General features: G+C 61.7%; 17 protein-coding genes. All 17 read left to right on the forward strand.

Features of this window, described 5'->3' with window-relative positions; translation table 11 throughout:
- Nucleotides 1-13 precede the first annotated feature (13 nt).
- The 17 genes from DLM_RS23235 (at nucleotide 14) to ftsZ (ending at nucleotide 19,007) form a co-directional block, all read left to right on the forward strand.
- Complete coding sequence (locus DLM_RS23235; protein ID WP_145985912.1) at nucleotides 14-199, forward strand: hypothetical protein; 186 nt, start codon at nucleotides 14-16, stop codon at nucleotides 197-199.
- Nucleotides 196-1,623 carry an Asp-tRNA(Asn)/Glu-tRNA(Gln) amidotransferase subunit GatB gene (gene gatB / locus DLM_RS21030; protein WP_089082943.1) on the forward strand — a complete coding sequence of 476 codons (1,428 nt, stop codon included), beginning with the start codon at nucleotides 196-198 and terminating at the stop codon, nucleotides 1,621-1,623. Before DLM_RS23235 ends, gatB begins: the two co-directional genes overlap by 4 nt.
- 382 nt (nucleotides 1,624-2,005) lie before the next feature.
- Nucleotides 2,006-2,452 (forward strand): division/cell wall cluster transcriptional repressor MraZ, encoded by a 447-nt coding sequence (mraZ, locus tag DLM_RS21035; RefSeq protein WP_045846497.1) that lies wholly within the window; start codon nucleotides 2,006-2,008, stop codon nucleotides 2,450-2,452.
- Entirely contained in the window at nucleotides 2,449-3,411 is a 963-nt protein-coding gene (gene rsmH, locus DLM_RS21040) for a 16S rRNA (cytosine(1402)-N(4))-methyltransferase RsmH (RefSeq protein ID WP_089082942.1), read from the forward strand. The genes mraZ and rsmH overlap by 4 nt, the downstream gene beginning before the upstream one ends.
- Entirely contained in the window at nucleotides 3,408-3,680 is a 273-nt protein-coding gene (gene ftsL, locus DLM_RS21045) for a cell division protein FtsL (RefSeq protein WP_089082941.1), read from the forward strand. The genes rsmH and ftsL overlap by 4 nt, the downstream gene beginning before the upstream one ends.
- Entirely contained in the window at nucleotides 3,680-5,431 is a 1,752-nt protein-coding gene (locus DLM_RS21050) for a peptidoglycan D,D-transpeptidase FtsI family protein (protein ID WP_089082940.1), read from the forward strand. Before ftsL ends, DLM_RS21050 begins: the two co-directional genes overlap by 1 nt.
- A gap of 11 nt (nucleotides 5,432-5,442) precedes the next feature.
- Entirely contained in the window at nucleotides 5,443-6,921 is a 1,479-nt protein-coding gene (locus DLM_RS21055) for a UDP-N-acetylmuramoyl-L-alanyl-D-glutamate--2,6-diaminopimelate ligase (RefSeq protein ID WP_089082939.1), read from the forward strand.
- Nucleotides 6,918-8,294: a UDP-N-acetylmuramoyl-tripeptide--D-alanyl-D-alanine ligase gene (locus DLM_RS21060; protein ID WP_089082938.1), complete on the forward strand. Its 1,377-nt coding sequence runs from the start codon at nucleotides 6,918-6,920 to the stop codon at nucleotides 8,292-8,294. The genes DLM_RS21055 and DLM_RS21060 overlap by 4 nt, the downstream gene beginning before the upstream one ends.
- 1 nt (nucleotide 8,295) lies before the next feature.
- Nucleotides 8,296-9,381 carry a phospho-N-acetylmuramoyl-pentapeptide-transferase gene (mraY, locus tag DLM_RS21065; protein WP_089082937.1) on the forward strand — a complete coding sequence of 362 codons (1,086 nt, stop codon included), beginning with the start codon at nucleotides 8,296-8,298 and terminating at the stop codon, nucleotides 9,379-9,381.
- Nucleotides 9,382-9,393: 12 nt separating this feature from the next.
- Complete coding sequence (gene murD / locus DLM_RS21070) at nucleotides 9,394-10,770, forward strand: UDP-N-acetylmuramoyl-L-alanine--D-glutamate ligase (RefSeq protein ID WP_089082936.1); 1,377 nt, start codon at nucleotides 9,394-9,396, stop codon at nucleotides 10,768-10,770.
- Nucleotides 10,767-11,924: a putative lipid II flippase FtsW gene (ftsW, locus tag DLM_RS21075; RefSeq protein ID WP_045846490.1), complete on the forward strand. Its 1,158-nt coding sequence runs from the start codon at nucleotides 10,767-10,769 to the stop codon at nucleotides 11,922-11,924. Before murD ends, ftsW begins: the two co-directional genes overlap by 4 nt.
- A gap of 344 nt (nucleotides 11,925-12,268) precedes the next feature.
- The gene (gene murG / locus DLM_RS21080) at nucleotides 12,269-13,357 is read left to right on the forward strand and encodes an undecaprenyldiphospho-muramoylpentapeptide beta-N-acetylglucosaminyltransferase (RefSeq protein WP_089083037.1); all 1,089 of its coding nucleotides are present in this window, start codon (nucleotides 12,269-12,271) and stop codon (nucleotides 13,355-13,357) included.
- A gap of 37 nt (nucleotides 13,358-13,394) precedes the next feature.
- Nucleotides 13,395-14,789 (forward strand): UDP-N-acetylmuramate--L-alanine ligase, encoded by a 1,395-nt coding sequence (gene murC, locus DLM_RS21085; RefSeq protein ID WP_089082935.1) that lies wholly within the window; start codon nucleotides 13,395-13,397, stop codon nucleotides 14,787-14,789.
- Between the two features lie 53 nt (nucleotides 14,790-14,842).
- Nucleotides 14,843-15,754 (forward strand): D-alanine--D-alanine ligase, encoded by a 912-nt coding sequence (locus DLM_RS21090; RefSeq protein WP_089082934.1) that lies wholly within the window; start codon nucleotides 14,843-14,845, stop codon nucleotides 15,752-15,754.
- Nucleotides 15,744-16,469, forward strand: a complete 726-nt coding sequence (locus DLM_RS21095; protein ID WP_089082933.1) for a cell division protein FtsQ/DivIB — start codon at nucleotides 15,744-15,746, stop codon at nucleotides 16,467-16,469. Before DLM_RS21090 ends, DLM_RS21095 begins: the two co-directional genes overlap by 11 nt.
- A gap of 46 nt (nucleotides 16,470-16,515) precedes the next feature.
- Complete coding sequence (gene ftsA, locus DLM_RS21100; protein WP_231960293.1) at nucleotides 16,516-17,727, forward strand: cell division protein FtsA; 1,212 nt, start codon at nucleotides 16,516-16,518, stop codon at nucleotides 17,725-17,727.
- A 95-nt stretch (nucleotides 17,728-17,822) separates the two neighbouring features.
- Nucleotides 17,823-19,007 carry a cell division protein FtsZ gene (gene ftsZ, locus DLM_RS21105; protein WP_045846485.1) on the forward strand — a complete coding sequence of 395 codons (1,185 nt, stop codon included), beginning with the start codon at nucleotides 17,823-17,825 and terminating at the stop codon, nucleotides 19,005-19,007.
- Nucleotides 19,008-19,009 lie beyond the last annotated feature (2 nt).

Here is a 19,009-nt window from a genome sequence, read left to right on the forward strand (position 1 = left end):
TGAGAGGATTGAGATGAAAAAATACTTGGAAGAACAACTGACTGCAGAGTATGGCGTGGGCGGATGGTCCGAGCGTAATTGTGGCGATGGCTGGGTTGAGGTTGACGTCAGGCGGCCTGACGGAGAAGTGGAAGTTGACCGTGTTTATTATGACAGCAATGGAGAAATCACTAGCATTGAAAAGGTAATTGCCTCATGAAATGGGAAGTCGTCATCGGTCTTGAGGTGCATGTGCAGCTCAACACCGCTACCAAGATTTTTTCCGGCACCAGCACCGCCTTTGGTGCCGAGCCGAACACCCAGGCCTCGGCCGTGGAACTGGCCTTTCCCGGCGTGCTGCCGGTGATGAACAAGGCCGTGGTGGAAAAAGCCATCCGCCTGGGCCTGGCACTGGGCTCGAAAATCAACCAGAAGAACGTATTTGCGCGCAAAAACTACTTCTACCCCGACCTGCCCAAGGGCTACCAGATCAGCCAGATGGAGCTGCCTATCGTCGAAGGCGGCGTATTGCCGATTCTGGTGGGCGAGGAAGAAAAGCTGGTCAAGCTGACCCGTGCCCACATGGAAGAAGATGCCGGCAAATCGCTGCATGAAGACTTCAGCGGCATGACCGGCATCGACCTCAACCGCGCCGGCACCCCGCTCTTGGAAGTGGTGTCCGAGCCGGACATGCGCTCACCGGAAGAAGCCGTGGCCTATGCCCGCGCCCTGCACAGTCTGGTGATGTGGCTGGGTATTTGCGACGGCAACATGCAGGAAGGCAGCTTCCGCGTGGATGCCAACGTTTCGGTGCGCCCGTTCGGCCAGCAGGAATTCGGCACCCGCCGTGAAATCAAGAACCTGAACTCCTTCCGCTTCCTGGAGCAGGCCATCAAGTATGAAATCCAGTGGCAGATCGACACCCTGGAAGATGGCGGCCGCGTGGAACAGGCAACCGTGCTGTTCGACCCGGACAGCGGCGAAACCCGCATGATGCGCAGCAAGGAAGACGCGCACGACTACCGCTACTTCCCCGATCCGGACTTGCTGCCGGTACGCATCAGCGACGAGCAGATCGCCCGCATCCGCAGCGAAATGCCGGAACTGCCCAGCGCCATGAAGGCCCGCTTTGTCGAAGCCTTCGGCGTGTCGGCCTACGACGCGGCCCTGCTGACCGGCAGCCGTGCCACGGCGGAATATTTCGAAGCCGTTGCTCAGGGCTCCGGCCAGGGCAAGCTGGCCGCCAACTGGGTGAACGGTGAAATCGCCGCCCGTCTGAACCGCGAAGGCAAGGATATTGGCGACTGCCCGATTTCCGCCGAACGCCTGACCGGCCTGATCCAGCGCATTGCCGACAACACCCTGTCCAGCAAGCTGGCCAAGCAAGTGTTCGATGCCTTGTGGGATAGTGATCTGTCTGCCGATGCCATCATCGAGCGTGACGGCCTGAAACAGGTGTCCGACGTGGGGGCCATCGAGAAAATGGTGGAAGAAGCCATTGCCGCCAACCCCAAGGCGGTGGAGGAGTTCCGCGCAGGCAAGGAAAAGGCACTGAATGCCTTGGCCGGTCAGGTGATGAAAGCTTCCAAGGGCAAGGCCAACCCGGCACAGGTGCAGGAAATCCTGAAGCAGAAGCTGGCTTGATGATTGGCTGAGGCACTGTTCCGGACAGTGTCGGTACGAACGGCATGCTACGGCATGCCGTTCTGTTTTTTCATTTTCAAGCGCACATTGCAAGCGCCGCGCGATGCAATGCCTGATCCTCAATGTCCATGTCATTAAAAATCATTGTGTTGTCTTCCTGCACCATTCCAGTTCATAGCTCACTTTGACTGCTGTTATTAACTCACTGATTTGACACGGAAAGCACATTTTCACCGTGCCGCTAAGTCATTGTCGCAAAAGGTGAATTAGCGCCGAGTGATGTTGACCATGGTGAAGTTCTTTCTTATAGTGGCGGAAAGTGGGGTGAAGTGGGTAAAAGTGGGGCGACGGCCCCTCAACTTTCAGCGGTGGTGTCCAGGTCATGATTGGTGGAGTCAGCATTGTCTCTCTTGATAGCAAGGGTCGTTTGGCCATTCCGGCCAGACACCGTGAGACACTGCTGTCCGCGTTTGGCCACAAGCTGGTCGTTACCCTTGAGTCCCCCGACCATCTGCTGATTTACCCCGAACCCAACTGGCGTCCGGTCGAAGCCCGCCTTCTCGCCCTTCCCACCGGCAATCCCACGCTCAAACGCTACCAGCGCCTCGTGCTTGGCCACGCAGAAACGCTGGAAATGGACAGCGCCGGACGCATCCTGCTTCCCTCCCGCCTGCGCGACCTGGTCGGCCTCGACAAGGACGTGGCCCTGGTGGGCATGGGTAACCGCTTCGAGCTGTGGAATGCCGAGGAATGGGACAGCCAGACCAATGACGCCCTGGCGATAGACCAAGCCGACCTGGCACAACATCTTGGAGACTTTACGCTGTGAACCCCACCCCGTTCGTGCATCGCACGGTGCTGCTTGCCGAGGCTGTCGAAGCACTCGCCATCAAGCCTGATGGCGTGTACGTCGATTGCACCTTTGGCCGAGGTGGTCATAGCCGCTTGATCCTGTCACGGCTGGGCCCCACGGGCCGGCTGATTGCCTTTGACAAGGATCCGGAAGCCATCGCCGAAGCCGAACGGCTGGCGGCAGAAGACAGCCGTTTCACCATTGTCCACAACGGTTTCGAGACCCTGGGTCAGGAACTGGCCCGCCTGGGTGTGGCCACGGTGAATGGTGTATTGATGGATCTGGGCGTGTCCTCGCCACAGATTGACGATGGCCGTCGCGGATTCAGCTTCCGCTTTGACGCGCCGCTGGACATGCGCATGGACACCACCCGCGGCATTACCGCCGCCCAGTGGCTGGCCAGTGCGGAAGAAGACGAAATCAAAGAGGTCATCAAGACTTATGGTGAAGAGCGGTTTGCTCGCAAGATCGCAGCAGCCATTGTTGCGCAACGGGAGCTCGCTCCCATCCAGACCACGCGTGAGCTCGCCTTGCTCGTTGGGCAAAACGTCCGTACTCGGGAACCGGGTCAGGACCCAGCCACGCGTACCTTCCAGGCGATCCGGATCTTTGTGAACCGCGAGCTGGACGAGCTGAAAGCGGTGCTGCCGCAGGCGGCGCGTCATCTGGCGGAAGATGGCCGTCTGGCCATCATCAGCTTTCATTCACTGGAAGACCGTATCGTCAAACAATACCTGCGTGATGCCAGCAGTGTGGAAAAACTGCCCAGTTGGGTGATGGTGCGTGCCGAAGACATGGCCCGCCCGCCGCTGGAAACCGTTGGCAAACCGGTGCGTGCCTCGGAAGAGGAAGTGCGTGACAACGCCCGTTCGCGCAGCGCCATCATGCGTATTGCCCAGCGTACCGCCGCACCGTGGCGTGAGGGGGATGCATGAACCGTCTGTGCGCGATTCTTCTGGTGCTTGTGGTGGTGTCCGCCTGGTCGGTGGTCACCTCGCAGCACGTATCGCGCAGGCTGTACAGCGACCTGCAGAAAGAGCAGAAGTCCGCTCAGCAGCTGGAAGTGGAATACGGTCAATTACAGCTGGAGCAAAGCACCTGGGGAGCGCATGCGGTGATTGAAAAGGCCGCCGGCACCCGCCTGGGCATGCACACGCCAGACCCGCGTCAGATTCAGGTGATTTCACCGCGGGGAGGTGCCTGATGCGCACCAGCTACTCCGCCCACCAGCGTGAACGCATCGCCGATGCCAGCCCTGCCCTGAAAATGACGGCAGGGCGTGTGCGTTTTGTATTGCTGATGCTGGGCATGCTGTTTCTGGCGCTGATTGGCCGGGCCATTTATCTGCAAGTGGTGCAGCAGGACTTCCTGCAAGGCCAGGGCGAGGCACGTTTCCGCCGCGCGATGACGCTGGAAGCCAATCGCGGGGTGATTACCGATCGTAACGGCGAACCGCTGGCCATCAGCTCGCCGGTACAAACCATCTGGGCCAGCCCGGCCGACATGGAGCCGGTGCCACCGGCCAAGCTGCGTGATCTGGGCAAGCTGCTGGACATCAGCCCGGAAGAACTGGCCACCAAGCTGTCCGATCACAAGAAGGAATTTGTCTACATCAAGCGCCAGATCAGCCCGGAGCTGGCGGACAAGGTGATGGCGCTGGGCATTCCCGGCATTGCCAAGCAGCAGGAATACCGCCGTTTCTACCCGGCTGGCGAAATCATCTCCCACATCATCGGTTTTACCGGGGTGGATGGCAAAGGCCAGGAAGGGGTGGAGCTGGCGCGCGAAAAAATGCTGGCTGGCAAGGATGGTCGCCGCGTGGTGATCAAGGATCGCCGTGGCCACATCATCGAGGATGTCGCCGCCATTGAACCGCCCAAGGATGGCCAGACCCTGGCCCTGGCGGTGGATCATCGCATCCAGTATCTGGCGTATCGCGAAATCAAGGCGGCGGTGGAAGAGAACAAGGCCAAGGCCGGCAGCGTGGTGGTGCTGGATGCCAAGTCCGGCGAGTTGCTGGCATTGGCCAACTATCCCTCGTTCAATCCCAACAACCGGGTGGGCACCACACCGGAAATGCTGCGCAACCGTGCGGTGATCGACCTGTTCGAGCCCGGTTCCACCATGAAGCCGCTGTCCATCTCGCTGGCGCTGGAACATGGCAAGGCCACGGTCAATACCGTACTGGATACCCATAGCTACATGATTGGCCCGGCCACCATCCGCGATGTATCGGCCCAGCCCAGCCTCAACATCCTGGGCATCATCCAGAAGTCGTCCAACGTCGGCACCAGCAAGCTGGCGCTGTTGAGCAGCCCGCAGGATTTCTGGACTTACTACGATGCGCTGGGCTTTGGCCGTCCGCCTAATACCGGCTTCCCCGGCGAGGCGGCAGGCCGCCTGCGCGACTGGAAAAACTGGCGGCCCATCGAACAGGCCACCATGTCTTTCGGCTATGGCGTGTCGGTAAGCCTGCTCCAGATGGCGCGGGCTTACACCATTTTTACCAATGACGGCGTGATGCTGCCCATCTCGCTGTACAAGACCAATAACCCGATGCCGGGCAAGCGGGTGCTGAGCGAGAAAACCGCCCACGAAATGCACGACCTGCTGGTGGCCAACAGCGAACCGGGCGGCGGTGCCGTCGGTGGCCGCATCATCGGTTACAGCATCGGTGGCAAGAGCGGTACCGCGCGCAAGCTGGAAGGCCGCACCTATGTGGCCAACAAGCACCGCGCGCTGTTCATCGGCTTTGCCCCGGGCAAGAACCCCAAACTGATTGTGGCCGTGATGATTGACGAACCCACGGCTGGCAAATACTACGGCGGTGCCATTTCCGCACCGGTGTTTTCCCAGGTGGCTGGCGGCGCGCTGCGCGTGCTGAATGTGCAGCCGGACGAGCCGTCCAACAACAGCTTGCTGCCGGATTCCACCCCGGTCCCTGCGGATTTTTGAAGAAACAGAACATGAAAAGTCGCCTGACAAGCTTGCCGGACTGGGATCCGGCACAACTGAACCTGCTGGGCTTCCCCATCAAACGGGTAGAAGCTGACAGCCGCCGCGTACTGCCCGGCGATGTCTTCCTGGCCTGCCATGGCGAATATGCCGATGGCCGCGACTTCATCCCTGCCGCGCTGGAAAAAGGTGCGGCGGCGGTGCTGTGGGATGCTGCCGACGGTTTTTGCTGGAACCCCGACTGGCAACTGCCCAACCTGCCTGTCCCGGCGCTGCGCGAGCGTGCCGGCATGGTGGCGGCACACGTCTATGGCCAGCCCAGCCAGGCGATGACCGTAATCGGCATTACCGGCACCAATGGCAAGACTTCCATCTCGCACTGGCTGGCGCAGGCGTTTTCGTTGCTGGGGCAGAAAGCCGCCTTGATCGGCACCGTGGGCAATGGTTTTTATGGCGAACTGACCCAAACCACGCACACCACGCCAGACCCGGTTACCGTACAGCAAAAGCTGGCCGAATACCGTCGTCAGGGTGCGCATGTGGTGACCATGGAAGTATCCAGCCACGGTCTGGACCAGGCGCGGGTGAACGGCGTGAGTTTTGCCACCGCGGTATTCACCAACCTGACCCGCGATCATCTGGATTACCACGGCAGCATGGAAGCCTATGGTGGGGCCAAGGCCAAGCTGTTTCACTGGGAAGGCCTCAAGCATGCGGTCATCAATGTGGATGACCCGTTTGGCCGCCAACTGGTGCAGGACATCGATGCCAGCCAGACCCAGGTGGTGAGCTATGGCCTGACCCAGGGCGATGTGCGCCCGCTCAGCCTGACGGCCAATCTGGATGGCCTGCAATTGCGGGTTGCCACGCCGTGGGGCGAGGTGGAGGTGCGTACCGGTCTGGTGGGCCGTTTCAATGCCAGCAATCTTTTGGCCTGTCTGGCCACCTTGTGCGTCAACGGCATCAGCCTGACTGATGCCGCCGCCGTGATGGCGCGCATCCAGCCGGCGCGTGGCCGTATGCAAAGCATTGGCGGCAGCCACGAACCGCTGGTGGTGATTGACTACGCCCATACCCCGGATGCGCTGGAAAAGGCACTGGCCACGCTGGCCGACATCCGTCCGGCAGGCAGCAAGCTGTATTGCGTGTTCGGCTGCGGCGGCGACCGCGATCCGGGCAAGCGCCCGATGATGGGCGAAATCGCCCAGCGCATTGCCGATGTGGCAGTGGTGACCAGCGACAATCCGCGCACCGAAAACCCGCAAACCATCATCGAGCACATTCTGGCCGGCATGAGCCAGCCCGGCCATGTGGATGCCGACCGTGCCGCCGCCATTCACTGGGCGGTGAGCCAGGCGCAGGCGGGCGACATCGTGCTGATCGCCGGCAAGGGTCACGAGGAATACCAGGACATCGGCGGGGTCAAGCACCCGTTCTCCGATTTCCGCATTGCCGAAGAAGCGCTGACGGCCTGGGGAGACAAGGCATGATGACCTTGCAGCAGGCCGCGCAATGGGCAGTTGGCACCCTATCGGGCGCAGGCAGGCAAGTCCGTCTTACCCGCGTGGTGACTGACAGCCGTGCGGTGCAGCCGGGCGATTTGTTTGTCGCGCTCAAGGGCGAACGCTTTGATGCGCACGACTTTGTAGCCGACGTGCTGGCGCGCGGTGCCGCCGCTGCGCTGGTGGCCGAGGATTTTGCGCTGGACAACGCCAGTCTGATCAAGGTGGACGACACCCGGCTGGCGCTGGGCCGTCTGGCTGCTGGCTGGGCTGGCGCACTGCCTGCGCTGCGCGTGGGCATTACCGGTTCCAACGGCAAGACCACGGTCAAGGAAATGCTCAGCGCCATTCTCAAGGCCCATGCCGGAGAGCAGGCGGTGCATGCCACCGCCGGTAACTTCAACAACGACATCGGCCTGCCGCTGACCTTGCTGGGGCTGACTGCCGCCCATCGCTATGCGGTGCTGGAAATGGGCATGAACCACCACGGCGAGCTGACTTATCTGAGCAAGATGGCCCGGCCGCAAGTGGCACTGGTCAACAATGCCATGCGTGCCCACCTGGGCCATTTTGCCGATACCGCCGACATCGCCCGTGCCAAGGCGGAAATCTTCTGCGGCCTGCAGGCGGATGGTGTGGCCATCGTCAATGCCGATGACGCCAATATCGCGCTGTTCCGTGCCGCCGCCGGTGCGCATCGCATCTGCAGTTTCGGCCTGCAGCAGATAGCAGACATCCGCGCGCGTGACATCAGCCTGCAGGCGCTCGATAGCCAGTTCATCCTGTGCAGCCCGCAAGGCGAGCAGGCCATCAGCCTGCCGGCACCGGGCGAACACAATGTGCGCAATGCGCTGGCCGCTGCGGCCATGGCGCTGGCACTGGATGTGCCGCTGGCCGCCATCGCTGCCGGTCTGGCGGTGTTCGGCAATGCCAAGGGCCGTCTGCAACAGAAAACCGGTCGTCACGGCGGTGTGCTGATTGATGACAGCTACAACGCCAATCCGGATTCGATGAAAGCCGGTATCGACGTGCTGGCCGGCCTGCCGGCACCGCATTGCTTTGTGATGGGTGATATCGGCGAGCTGGGAGATACCGCGCCGCAACTGCACCGCGAGGTGGGTGAGCATGCCCGCCAGCGCGGTATTGCGCAGTTGGTGACGTTGGGCGAACTCAGCCGTCACGCCGCCGCCGCCTTTGGTGACGGCGCACACAGTTTTGATGATTTCGCGGCGCTGGCCAGCTGGCTGGACGCCAATTTGCAAGCGGGAGCTTCCGTGCTGGTGAAAGGCTCGCGCTTCATGCGTATGGAACGGGTGGTGGAACACCTGACGACCGCAAAACAACAAGAAGAGGGAGTGTAAGGTGCTGCTCTGGCTAGCCGATCTGCTGGGTTCTCATATCCGGACTTTCAACGTTGTCTACTACGTCACCCTGCGTGCGGTGATGGCGGCGCTTACCTCGCTGACCATCTCGCTGCTGATGGGGCCGTGGGTGATTCGCAAACTGACCGAGCTGAAAGTCGGCCAGGCCGTGCGTAACGACGGTCCGCAAAGCCATCTGGTCAAGGCCGGTACGCCCACCATGGGTGGTTCGCTGATCATGCTGTCCATCACCATCACCACGTTGCTGTGGGCGGATCTGTCCAACAAATACGTCTGGCTGCTGCTGGCGGTGATGCTGGGTACCGGCGCGCTGGGCTTTTACGACGACTGGCGCAAGGTGGTGTACAAGGACCCGAAAGGCGTGTCGGCCAAATTCAAGATGGTATGGCAATCCACCATCGCCATTGCCGCGGGCATCTTCCTGATTGCCACTGCCAAGCTGCCGGCCTCCACCGAGTTCATCGTGCCCTTCTTCAAGACCGTGGCCTATCCGCTGGGCGTGGTGGGCTTCTGCGTGCTGACCTATCTGGTGATTGTAGGCACCTCCAATGCGGTCAACCTGACCGACGGTCTGGATGGTCTGGCGGCGTTGCCGGTGGTGATGGTGGCTTCCGGCCTGTCCATCTTCGCTTACGTGGCTGGCCACGTGGTGTTTTCCAAATATCTGGGCCTGCCCTTCATTCCCGGCGCGCATGAAGTCGTGGTGTTCTGTGCCGCCATCTGCGGGGCCTGCCTAGGCTTCTTGTGGTTCAACGCCTATCCGGCGCAGGTGTTCATGGGCGATGTCGGCGCACTGGCGCTGGGCGCGGCACTGGGCACCGTGGCGGTGATCGTGCGTCAGGAAATCGTGCTGTTCATCATGGGCGGTCTGTTCGTGATGGAAGCACTGTCGGTGATGATCCAGGTGGCTTCGTTCAAGCTAACCGGCAAGCGCGTGTTCCGCATGGCACCGCTGCATCACCACTACGAATTGAAGGGCTGGAAGGAAACCCAGGTGGTGGTGCGCTTCTGGATTGTCACCATGATGCTGGTGCTGGCTGGCCTGGCTTCGTTGAAATTGCGTTAAGGACAAGGGCTCATGAACTTTGCTGATCGACACATCGCGGTAGTGGGGCTGGGAGGCTCGGGGCTGGCTGCCGCGCGCTATCTGGCTGCCCACGGCGCACGCGTGGTGGTGGCCGACAGCAAGCCCGCGCCCGAGCGCGTGGCCGAACTGCAGCGCCATGTGCCGCATGCCGAGCTGCGCGTTGGTGCGTTTGATGCCAGCACCTTTGCCGGCGTCGACATGCTGGTGCTCAGCCCTGGCGTGCCGCTGAAAAACCCGGCGGTGGATGCTTTCCGTCGCGCCGGTGGTGAAGTGGTGGGCGATGTGGAACTGCTGGCCCGCGCCATCAGGGGCAATGGCAGCAAGGTGATTGCCATTACCGGTTCCAATGGCAAGACCACCGTCACCAGTCTGGTCGGCCATCTGTGCCAGCAGGCCGGGCTGGATACCATCGTGGCCGGCAATATCGGTCTGGCGGTACTGGAAGCCCTGCTGGAACGCGAACAGTCCGGCAAGCAGCCGGACGTGTGGGTGCTGGAGTTGTCCAGCTTCCAACTGGAAACCACGTACAGCCTCGCCGCCGATGCCGCCACCGTGCTGAATATTTCCGAAGACCATCTGGACCGCTACAACGACCTGCTGGACTACGCCCACGCCAAGACCGCCGTGTTCAACGGCCAGGGCGTGCAGGTGCTGAACCGCGACGACATCCTGGCCCCGGCCATGGTGCGCCCCGGCCATGTGGTCAAATGGTTCTCGCTCAAGCAGCCGGTGGAATACAGCCTCACTCAGCAGGATGGCCAATACTGGCTCAGCGCACAGGGCAAGGCCGTGCTGCCGCAAGCCAGCCTGCAACTGCAAGGCCTGCACAATGCCGCCAACGCCCTGGCCGCGCTGGCCTTGTGCGACAGCATCGGGCTGGACCGCACTGCCCTGCTGCAAGGCTTGCAAAGCTTTGAGGGCCTGGCCCACCGCGTGGAGCTGGTGGACGAATTTGACGGCATCGCCTGGATTGACGATTCCAAGGGCACCAATGTCGGCGCTACCGAGGCCGCCCTCAATGGCATGACCCGCAAGGTGGTGCTGATAGCAGGTGGCGATGGCAAGGGCCAGGATTTCAGCCCGCTGGCACCGGCTTGCCAGCGCATTGCCCGCGCCGTATTGCTGATTGGCCGCGATGCCGGCCGTATCCGTGCCGCACTGGCCGACAGCGGCGTTGCGCTGCACGACTATGCCACGCTGGAAGAAGCCACCCGCGCCGCCGCCGCGCTGGCCCAGCCGGGTGATGTGGTGCTGCTGTCGCCCGCCTGCGCCAGCCTGGACATGTTCCGCAACTACGCCCATCGCGCCCAGGTGTTTATCGACACCGTGGCGCAGATCAAGGCCGCGACCGGAAAGGGGCAGCCATGATCGTGCATTCGGCGCGTCGCTACACCGCCATCAAACCGTTTGACGAGGCATTGGCCTGGGCCTTGGCCCTGCTGCTGTCCATCAGTCTGGTGATGGTGTATTCGGCGTCGATTGCCTATGCCGAGGCCGATGTGGCCACGCAAAACCGCTATTTCTACCTGATCCGCCACATCATTTTCATGGTGATCGGCCTTTCCGCATCCTACGTGATGTTCCAGGTACCTACCCGCATCTGGCAGAAATACGCCGGCAAGTTGTTCCTGCTGGGCATCGTACTGCTGGTGCTGGTGCTGATTCCCGGTATTGGCCGGGTGGTGAACGGTTCGCGCCGCTGGATCAACCTGTTTGTGCTCAACCTGCAGCCATCGGAAATCATGAAGTTCGCCACGGTGATTTATGCCGCCGACTACACCGTGCGCAAAACCCACAAGCTGCACAGCCTGAAAGAAGGCTTTGCCCCGATGTTTGCCGCCATGGTGATGGTGGCCTTCCTGTTGCTGCGCGAGCCGGACTTCGGTGCCTTGATGGTGGTGATGTCCATTGCCATGGGCGTGCTGTTCCTCGGCGGCATCAATATGCGCATTTTCTCCGGTCTGGCGGTGATGGCGGCGGTGGCCATCGTGCTGCTGATCATCTCCTCGCCATACCGGCTCAAGCGGGTGCTGGGCTTTATGGACCCGTGGGACGACCCCTATGGCAAGGGCTACCAGCTATCACACTCGCTGATCGCCATTGGCCGTGGCGAGTGGTATGGCGTGGGGCTGGGCTCCAGCATTGAAAAGCTGTTCTACCTGCCCGAGGCGCACACCGACTTCATCATGGCGGTGATTTCGGAAGAATTCGGCTTTGTCGGCATCTGCGTGGTGATCGGCCTGTATGCCTGGGTGGTGCGGCGCGCGTTTCACATCGGCGTGGAATCGAAAAAGCTGGAACGGTTCTTCCAGGCGCTGGTGGCGCAGGGCATGGGCATCTGGCTGGGGATTCAGGTGTTTTTCAACATCGGCGTGAACATGGGCCTGTTGCCCACCAAGGGCCTGACCCTGCCGCTGATGTCGTTTGGTGGTTCGGCCATGTTGATGAACCTCATCGCCATGGCCGTGCTGCTGCGGGTGGACTATGAAAACCGCCGCATCATGCGCGGCTACAAAGTGTAGCCGCGCAGGACCAGCGCCGCAGGTGCGTGAGGGCGCAAGCCCGGCGGTGGCGGTTTCTGCGAGGCCAAAGGCCGAAGCTAAAACCGGAGCGAAGGGCGGCTACAAAGTGTAGCCGCGCAGGACAAGCGCCGACAGGCGCGTGAGGGCGCAAGCCCGGTGGTGGCGGTTTCTGCGAGGCCAAAGGCCGAAGCTAAAACCGGAGCGAAGGGCGGCTACAAAGTGTAGCCGCGCAGGACCAGCGCCGCAGGTGCGTGAGGGCGCAAGCCCGGTGGTGGCGGTTTCTGCGAGGCCGCAGGACGAAGCAAAAATCAGCGCATCATGCGCGGTTACAAGGTTTGATGAAGATGACGAACAGAACGGTCATGGTAATGGCAGCAGGTACGGGTGGACACATCGTCCCCGGCCTTGCCGTGGCCAAAGCGCTGCAAGCGCGTGGCTGGAAAGTGGTGTGGCTGGGTACCGAGCGCGGCATGGAAAACAAGCTGGTACCGCCCACCGGCATTCCGCTGGAGCGGTTGGCGTTTCATGGCGTGCGCGGCAAGGGCTTGCTGGGCTCGCTCAAGGGTGTGCTGCAGTTGTGCGGCGCTTTTGTACGCTCGGCACAACTGTTGCTGCGTCATCGGCCGGATGTGGTATTGGGCATGGGCGGCTATGTCTGCCTGCCTGGCGGCGTGGTGAGTGGCCTGTTATGGAAGCCGCTGGTACTGGTGAATGCCGATGCCAGCCTGCTGTTGAGCAACAAGGCCTTGCTGCCGTTTGCCCGCAAGCTGGTGTGCGGTTTTGACGGCAGCGCCGCCAAGAGCGGGGCCAAGGCGCTGGTGACGGGTAACCCGGTACGGCAGGAAATCGAAGCCCTGCCGGCTCCGGCACAGCGCATGGCCGGTCGCAGCGGCCCGCTGCGCGTGCTGGTAGTGGGTGGGAGCCTGGGGGCGCGGGTGCTGAACCAGACCCTGCCGCAGGCGCTGGCACTGCTGCAGCAGGAACAGCGCCCGCAGCTGACCCACCAAACTGGTGAGGCCAACTTTGCCGAGGTGCAGGCAGCGTACCGGGCCGCCGGACTGGGACAGGATGTGACGCTGTTGCCGTTTATCGATGACATGCCCAGCCGGCTGGCCGACTGCGACCTGATCATCTGCCGCGCCGGTGCCATTACGGTAAGCGAGCTGTGCGCAGCAGGCGTGGCCAGCATTCTGGTGCCGCTGGTGGTGTCCACCACGGCGCACCAGCGCGACAACGCCAAGTGGATGGCAGCGGCAGGCGCGGCGATTCATTTGCCGCAGCAGGAAATGACAGCACAAAAGCTGGCAGACGTGCTGGCTGGTCTTGACCGGCCCCGTCTGCTGGAACTTGCCAGTCAGGCACATGCATTGGCCAGACCGGGGGCAGCGTCCCGAGTGGCCGATGTGTGTGAAGCACTGGCAGACGAACAGTAATACGGCGGTCCAACTGCCGGAAGCAACGAGAAAGAACATGAAACACAGGGTCAAACACATTCACTTCGTCGGCATCGGTGGTGTCGGCATGTGCGGCATTGCCGAGGTTCTGCTGAACCTCGGCTACACCGTGTCCGGTTCGGACATGGCCGATGGTGCCGCCACCCAGCGCCTGGCTAGCCAGGGCGCACGCGTGTTCTTTGGCCATGATGCAACCTATATGGAAGGTGCCGACGTGGTGGTGACCTCCACTGCGGTGAAGGCGGACAACTCGGAAGTGCTGCGCGCCCGCGAGCGCCGCATTCCGGTGATTCCGCGTGCCATGATGCTGGCCGAGCTGATGCGCTTCAAGCAGGGCATTGCTATTGCCGGCACCCACGGCAAGACCACCACCACCAGCCTGACGGCATCGGTGCTGGCGGCTGCCGGACTGGATCCCACTTTCGTGATCGGCGGCAAGCTGACCGCGGCTGGCACCAATGCCAAGCTGGGTTCCGGCGAGTTCCTGGTGGCGGAGGCCGACGAATCGGACGCGTCCTTCCTGCACCTCACCCCGGTGATGGCGGTGGTCACCAATATCGACGCCGACCACATGGACACCTACGACCACAGCTTCGACAAGCTCAAACAGGCTTTTGTCGACTTCCTGCACCGCCTGCCCTTCTATGGCCGTGCCGTGCTGTGCGTGGATGACCCGAACGTGCGCGAAATCCGCAGCCGCATCACCAAGCCTGTTACCACTTACGGCCTGGACGATTCGGCCGACATCTATGCCGAAAATGTGGTGGCCGCCGGTGGCCAGATGCATTTTGACGTGGTGGTCAACAACGGCAGCCAGCAGCGCTTCCCGGTGGTGCTCAACCTGCCGGGCCGTCACAACGTGCTGAACGCCTTGTCGGCCATTGCCATCGGCCTGGAGTGTGGTGCCGATATCCCATCCATCCAGCGCGGGCTGGCCGAATTTGCCGGCGTGGGCCGTCGCTTCCAGCGTTATGGCGAAGTGGCCCTGCCTGCTGGTGGCAGCTTCACCCTGGTGGACGACTACGGCCACCACCCGGTGGAAATGGCCGCCACGCTGTCCGCGGTACGCGGTGCCTTCCCGGACAAGCGGCTGGTGCTGGCCTTCCAGCCGCACCGTTACAGCCGTACCCGCGATCTGTTTGAAGACTTTGTCAAAGTGCTGAACGGCGTGGATGCGCTGCTGCTGTCCGAAGTCTATGCCGCCGGCGAAGCGCCCATCGTGGCCGCCGATGGCCGGGCACTGGCACGCGCGGTGCGCGTGTCGGGCAAGGTGGAGCCGCTGTTTGTCGAACAGATTGCCGACATGCCGCGCACCATCATGGACATCGCCCGCGATGGCGATGTGGTGATCACCATGGGTGCCGGTTCCATCGGTGCGGTGCCGGGCAAACTGGTGGCCGGCAAGCTGTAAGCGCCAGGCGAATTTTGGCGGGAGGGGACAGGCCCTCCCAGTAAGGAAGAGAAATGAAGCAGTACGGCAAAGTGGCAGTGATGATGGGTGGCAGCTCCGCCGAGCGTGAAATCTCGCTGATGAGCGGTAACGGCGTATTGAATGCCTTGCGTTCGCGCGGCGTGGACGCCCATGCCTTCGACCCGGCGGAAAAGCCGCTGGCAGCGCTGAAAGAAGAAGGCTTCGAGCGCGTGTTCATCATCCTGCACGGCCCGTTTGGCGAAGACGGCACCTTGCAAGGCGCACTGGAAACCCTGGGCATTCCGTATACCGGCTGTGGGGTGATGGCTTCGGCCATCTGCATGGATAAATGGCGTACCAAGCTGTTGTGGCGCGGTGCCGGCCTGCCGATTCCCGACTTCGAACTGCTGGACGAGAACAGCGATTTTGCCGCGGTGGAAGCACGGCTGGGCCTGCCCTTGTTTGTGAAGCCGGCGACCGAAGGCTCCAGCATTGGCGTGACCAAGGTCAAGCAGCCGGGTGAACTGAAAGCAGCGTTTGAAGAAGCCCGCAAGTACGACCCGCTGGTGCTGGCCGAGCGTTTTGTCGGCGGTGGCGAATACACCTGTGCCGTGATTGATGGCCAGGCCTATCCCACCATCAAGATTGAACCGGCCACCGAGTATTACGACTACCAGGCCAAGTATTTCCGTGACGACACGGTATACCGCTGCCCGTCCGGCCTGAGCGCAGAAGTGGAACAGCGCGCCCGCGCACTATGCCTGCAAGCCTTCCAGGTATTGGGTGGCCAGGGCTGGGGCCGGGTGGATTTCCTGATGGATGAAGAGGGCGGCATCTATTTGCTGGAAGTGAATACCAATCCGGGCATGACCAGTCACAGCCTGGTGCCGATGGCGGCGCGCGCCCAAGGCATCAGCTATGAGGATCTCTGTCTGAACGTGCTGGATATGGTGCATGTGGGATAACCATCAGCTGCTCAAAGGCCTGGCCAATTTCCTGCTGGGTGCCTCGCTGCTGATGTTGTTGTACGCAGGTGGATTCTGGGTGACGCATGCACCGGTGTTTCCGGTGAAGAAAATCCAGATCCAGGGACAGATGAAAAGAGTGACGCCGGAACAGCTGCGCTTCATTGCCGAACATGAGCTGACCGGAACTTTCTTCACGCTGGACATCGACAAGACGCGGGCGGCATTCGGCAAGCTGCCCTGGGTGCGGGATGCCCAGGTGCGCCGGCGTTGGCCGGATGCGCTGGAAATTGCAGTGGAAGAACACGTGGCGCTGGCGCGCTGGGGCGAAAACGGGCTGGTGGACAGCCACGGCGACCGCTTTGATGCCGCCAGCGACCAGCAACTGCCGGTGTTTCATGGCCCGGCAGGGGCGGAAAAAGACATGACAGCCATGCTGGCGCGTTTGCGCCAGGGCCTGAAACCGACGGGACTGGCGCCCAAGGACATCTGGCTGTCGCCACGTCGGGCCTGGCAGGTAGGGCTGGACAACGACCTCAAGCTGGATCTGGGGCGTGGCGACGTGGAATTGCGGGTGGAGCGATTCGCCCTGTACTGGAAAGACAAGCTGGCAGCGCTGCCGTACCACATCGATTACGTGGACATGCGCTACCCCAATGGATTTGCCGTGCGGATGCCTGATTACAAGGCGCCGCCGGCACAAGTGAAAAAGTAATACCTAGCTGGAGCGACAGGTGAGCAAACCTAAGGAAAGCAAGAACATGCTGGTCGGCCTGGACATTGGTACGTCCAAGATCGTGGCGATTGTCGCGGAGGTCCTGGATGACGGCCAGCTCAACATCATCGGCATGGGCCAGACCCCGTCACGTGGTCTGAAGCGCGGCATGGTGGTGAATATCGAATCCACCGTGCAAGCCATCCAGCGCGCACTGGAGGAGGCCGAACTGATGGCCGACTGCAAGATTCACGAGGTGTTTGCCGGCATTGCTGGCAGTCACATCAAGAGCATCAACTCGCACGGCATGGTGGCCATCAAGGACCGTGAAGTCACCCAGATGGATATCGACCGCGTGATTGAAACCGCGCGTGCCGTCACCATCCCGCCGGACCATCAGGTGCTGCACATCCTCACCCAGGAATACAGCATTGACGGCCAGGAAGGCGTGCGCGAACCGCTGGGCATGAGCGGCGTGCGTCTGGAAGCCAAGGTACACATCGTCAGCGGCGCGGTGTCTGCTGCGCAAAACGTCACCAAATGCGTGCGTCGTTGCGGGCTGGAAGTATCCGACCTGGTGCTGCAACCGATGGCCTCGGCCATTGCCGTGCTGTCGGAGGACGAAAAAGACCTGGGCGTGTGCCTGATCGACATCGGTGGCGGCACCACCGACATCGCCGTGTATGCCAATGGCGCCATCCGTCATACCGCGGTGATTCCGATTGCCGGTGATCAGATCACCAACGACATCGCCATGGCGCTGCGCACCCCCACCAAGGAAGCGGAAGACATCAAGATCCAGCACGCGGTGGCGCTGGTCACCATGGCCGATCCAGGCCAGATGATCGAAGTACCGGGCGTGGGCGAGCGCGGGCCGCGTCAGATGTCGCGCGCCACGCTGGCCGAAGTGGTGGAGCCTCGGGTGGAAGAACTGTTCCAGCTGGTACAGCAGGAACTGCGCCGCAGCGGCTTCGAGGACCTGCTGTCCTCCGGCATCGTGCTGACCGGCGGTGCCAGCCTGATGCCGGGCATGGTGGAACTGGCAGAAGAAGTGTTCCACATGCCGGTGCGCGTGGGCGTGCCCAAGTATGTAGGCGGCCTGGCCGAGGTGGTGAAGACGCCACGTTTCTCGACCGGTGTCGGCCTGTTGTTGTACGGCAAGGACCAGATCCAGACCCATAGCGGACCCAAAGTGGAAAGCGCGGGTGTGGGCCAGTTGTTTGGCCGCATGAAGGCCTGGTTCGCCGGTAATTTCTAAGCAATGGCGGCCAGGTGGCCGCTGCTGTGTTTTTTGTTTTTCGGGCAGCAGTAAATAGTGGAATGCAAGCTCATCTTAAACTTGAGGAGAGGCAAATGAGCGGAATGGTTTTTGAAGTAATGCAAGAGACCGCCAACGCGGCTGTGATCAAAGTGATCGGTGTAGGTGGCGGCGGTTGCAATGCCATCGACAACATGATCAGCAGCCATGTGCATGGTGTCGAATTCATCTGCGCCAATACCGACGCGCAATCCCTGCAGCGCAACAAGTCGCCGCAGAAGCTGCAACTGGGCAACAACCTGACCCGTGGTCTGGGCGCCGGTGCCAACCCGGAAGTGGGCCGCAGCGCCGCACTGGAAGACCGCGAACGCATTGCCGACGCGCTGCGTGGTGCCAATATGGTATTCGTGACTGCCGGCATGGGCGGTGGTACCGGTACCGGTGCTGCCCCGGTGGTGGCTGAAGTGGCCAAGGAACTGGGCATCCTGACCGTAGGTGTGGTCACCCGCCCGTTCGAGCACGAAGGCAAGCGCCTGAAAGTGGCCCAGAGCGGTATCGAAGACCTGAAAAAGCATGTTGACTCGCTGATCGTCATCCCCAACGAAAAGCTGATGGAAGTACTGGGCGACGACGTGACCATGCGTGAAGCCTTCCGTGCTGCCGACGACGTGCTCAAGGGCGCAGTGGCCGGTATCGCCGAAGTGATTACCTGCCCCGGCCTGATCAACGTCGACTTTGCCGACGTACGCACCGTGATGGGTGAAATGGGCCTGGCGATGATGGGTTCTGCCTACGCCTCCGGCATCGACCGTGCCCGCGTGGCCGCCGAGCAAGCCGTGGCCAGCCCGCTGCTGGACAACATCACCCTGGAAGGCGCACGTGGCGTGCTGGTGAACATTTCTACCGCACCGGGTTGCCTGAAGATGAGCGAATACCGCGAAATCATGGGCATCATCCGTCAGTACGCCGATGAAGATGCACAGATCAAGTTCGGTACCGCCGAAGTGGAAGAAATGCCGGAAGACACCATCCGTGTCACCCTGATTGCCACCGGCCTGGGCCAGCAAAAGCCGGTACGCGAAGAGCGTCCGGAATACATCAAGATCGTCAAGACCGGCACCGACGACCGTGCGGTGGAAGTCATCAACTACGACGATTTCGATACCCCGGCCATCATGCGTCAGGGCCGTCGCCGCGCTGCGCCGTCCACCGACTTCTCCAACCCGGAAGTGAGCGACAGCTATGATATTCCGGCCTTCCTGCGCAAGCAGGCCGATTGAGA

This window comes from Aquitalea magnusonii, assembly GCF_002217795.2.
In the GTDB taxonomy this organism is placed as follows: Bacteria; Pseudomonadota; Gammaproteobacteria; order Burkholderiales; family Chromobacteriaceae; genus Aquitalea; species Aquitalea magnusonii_B.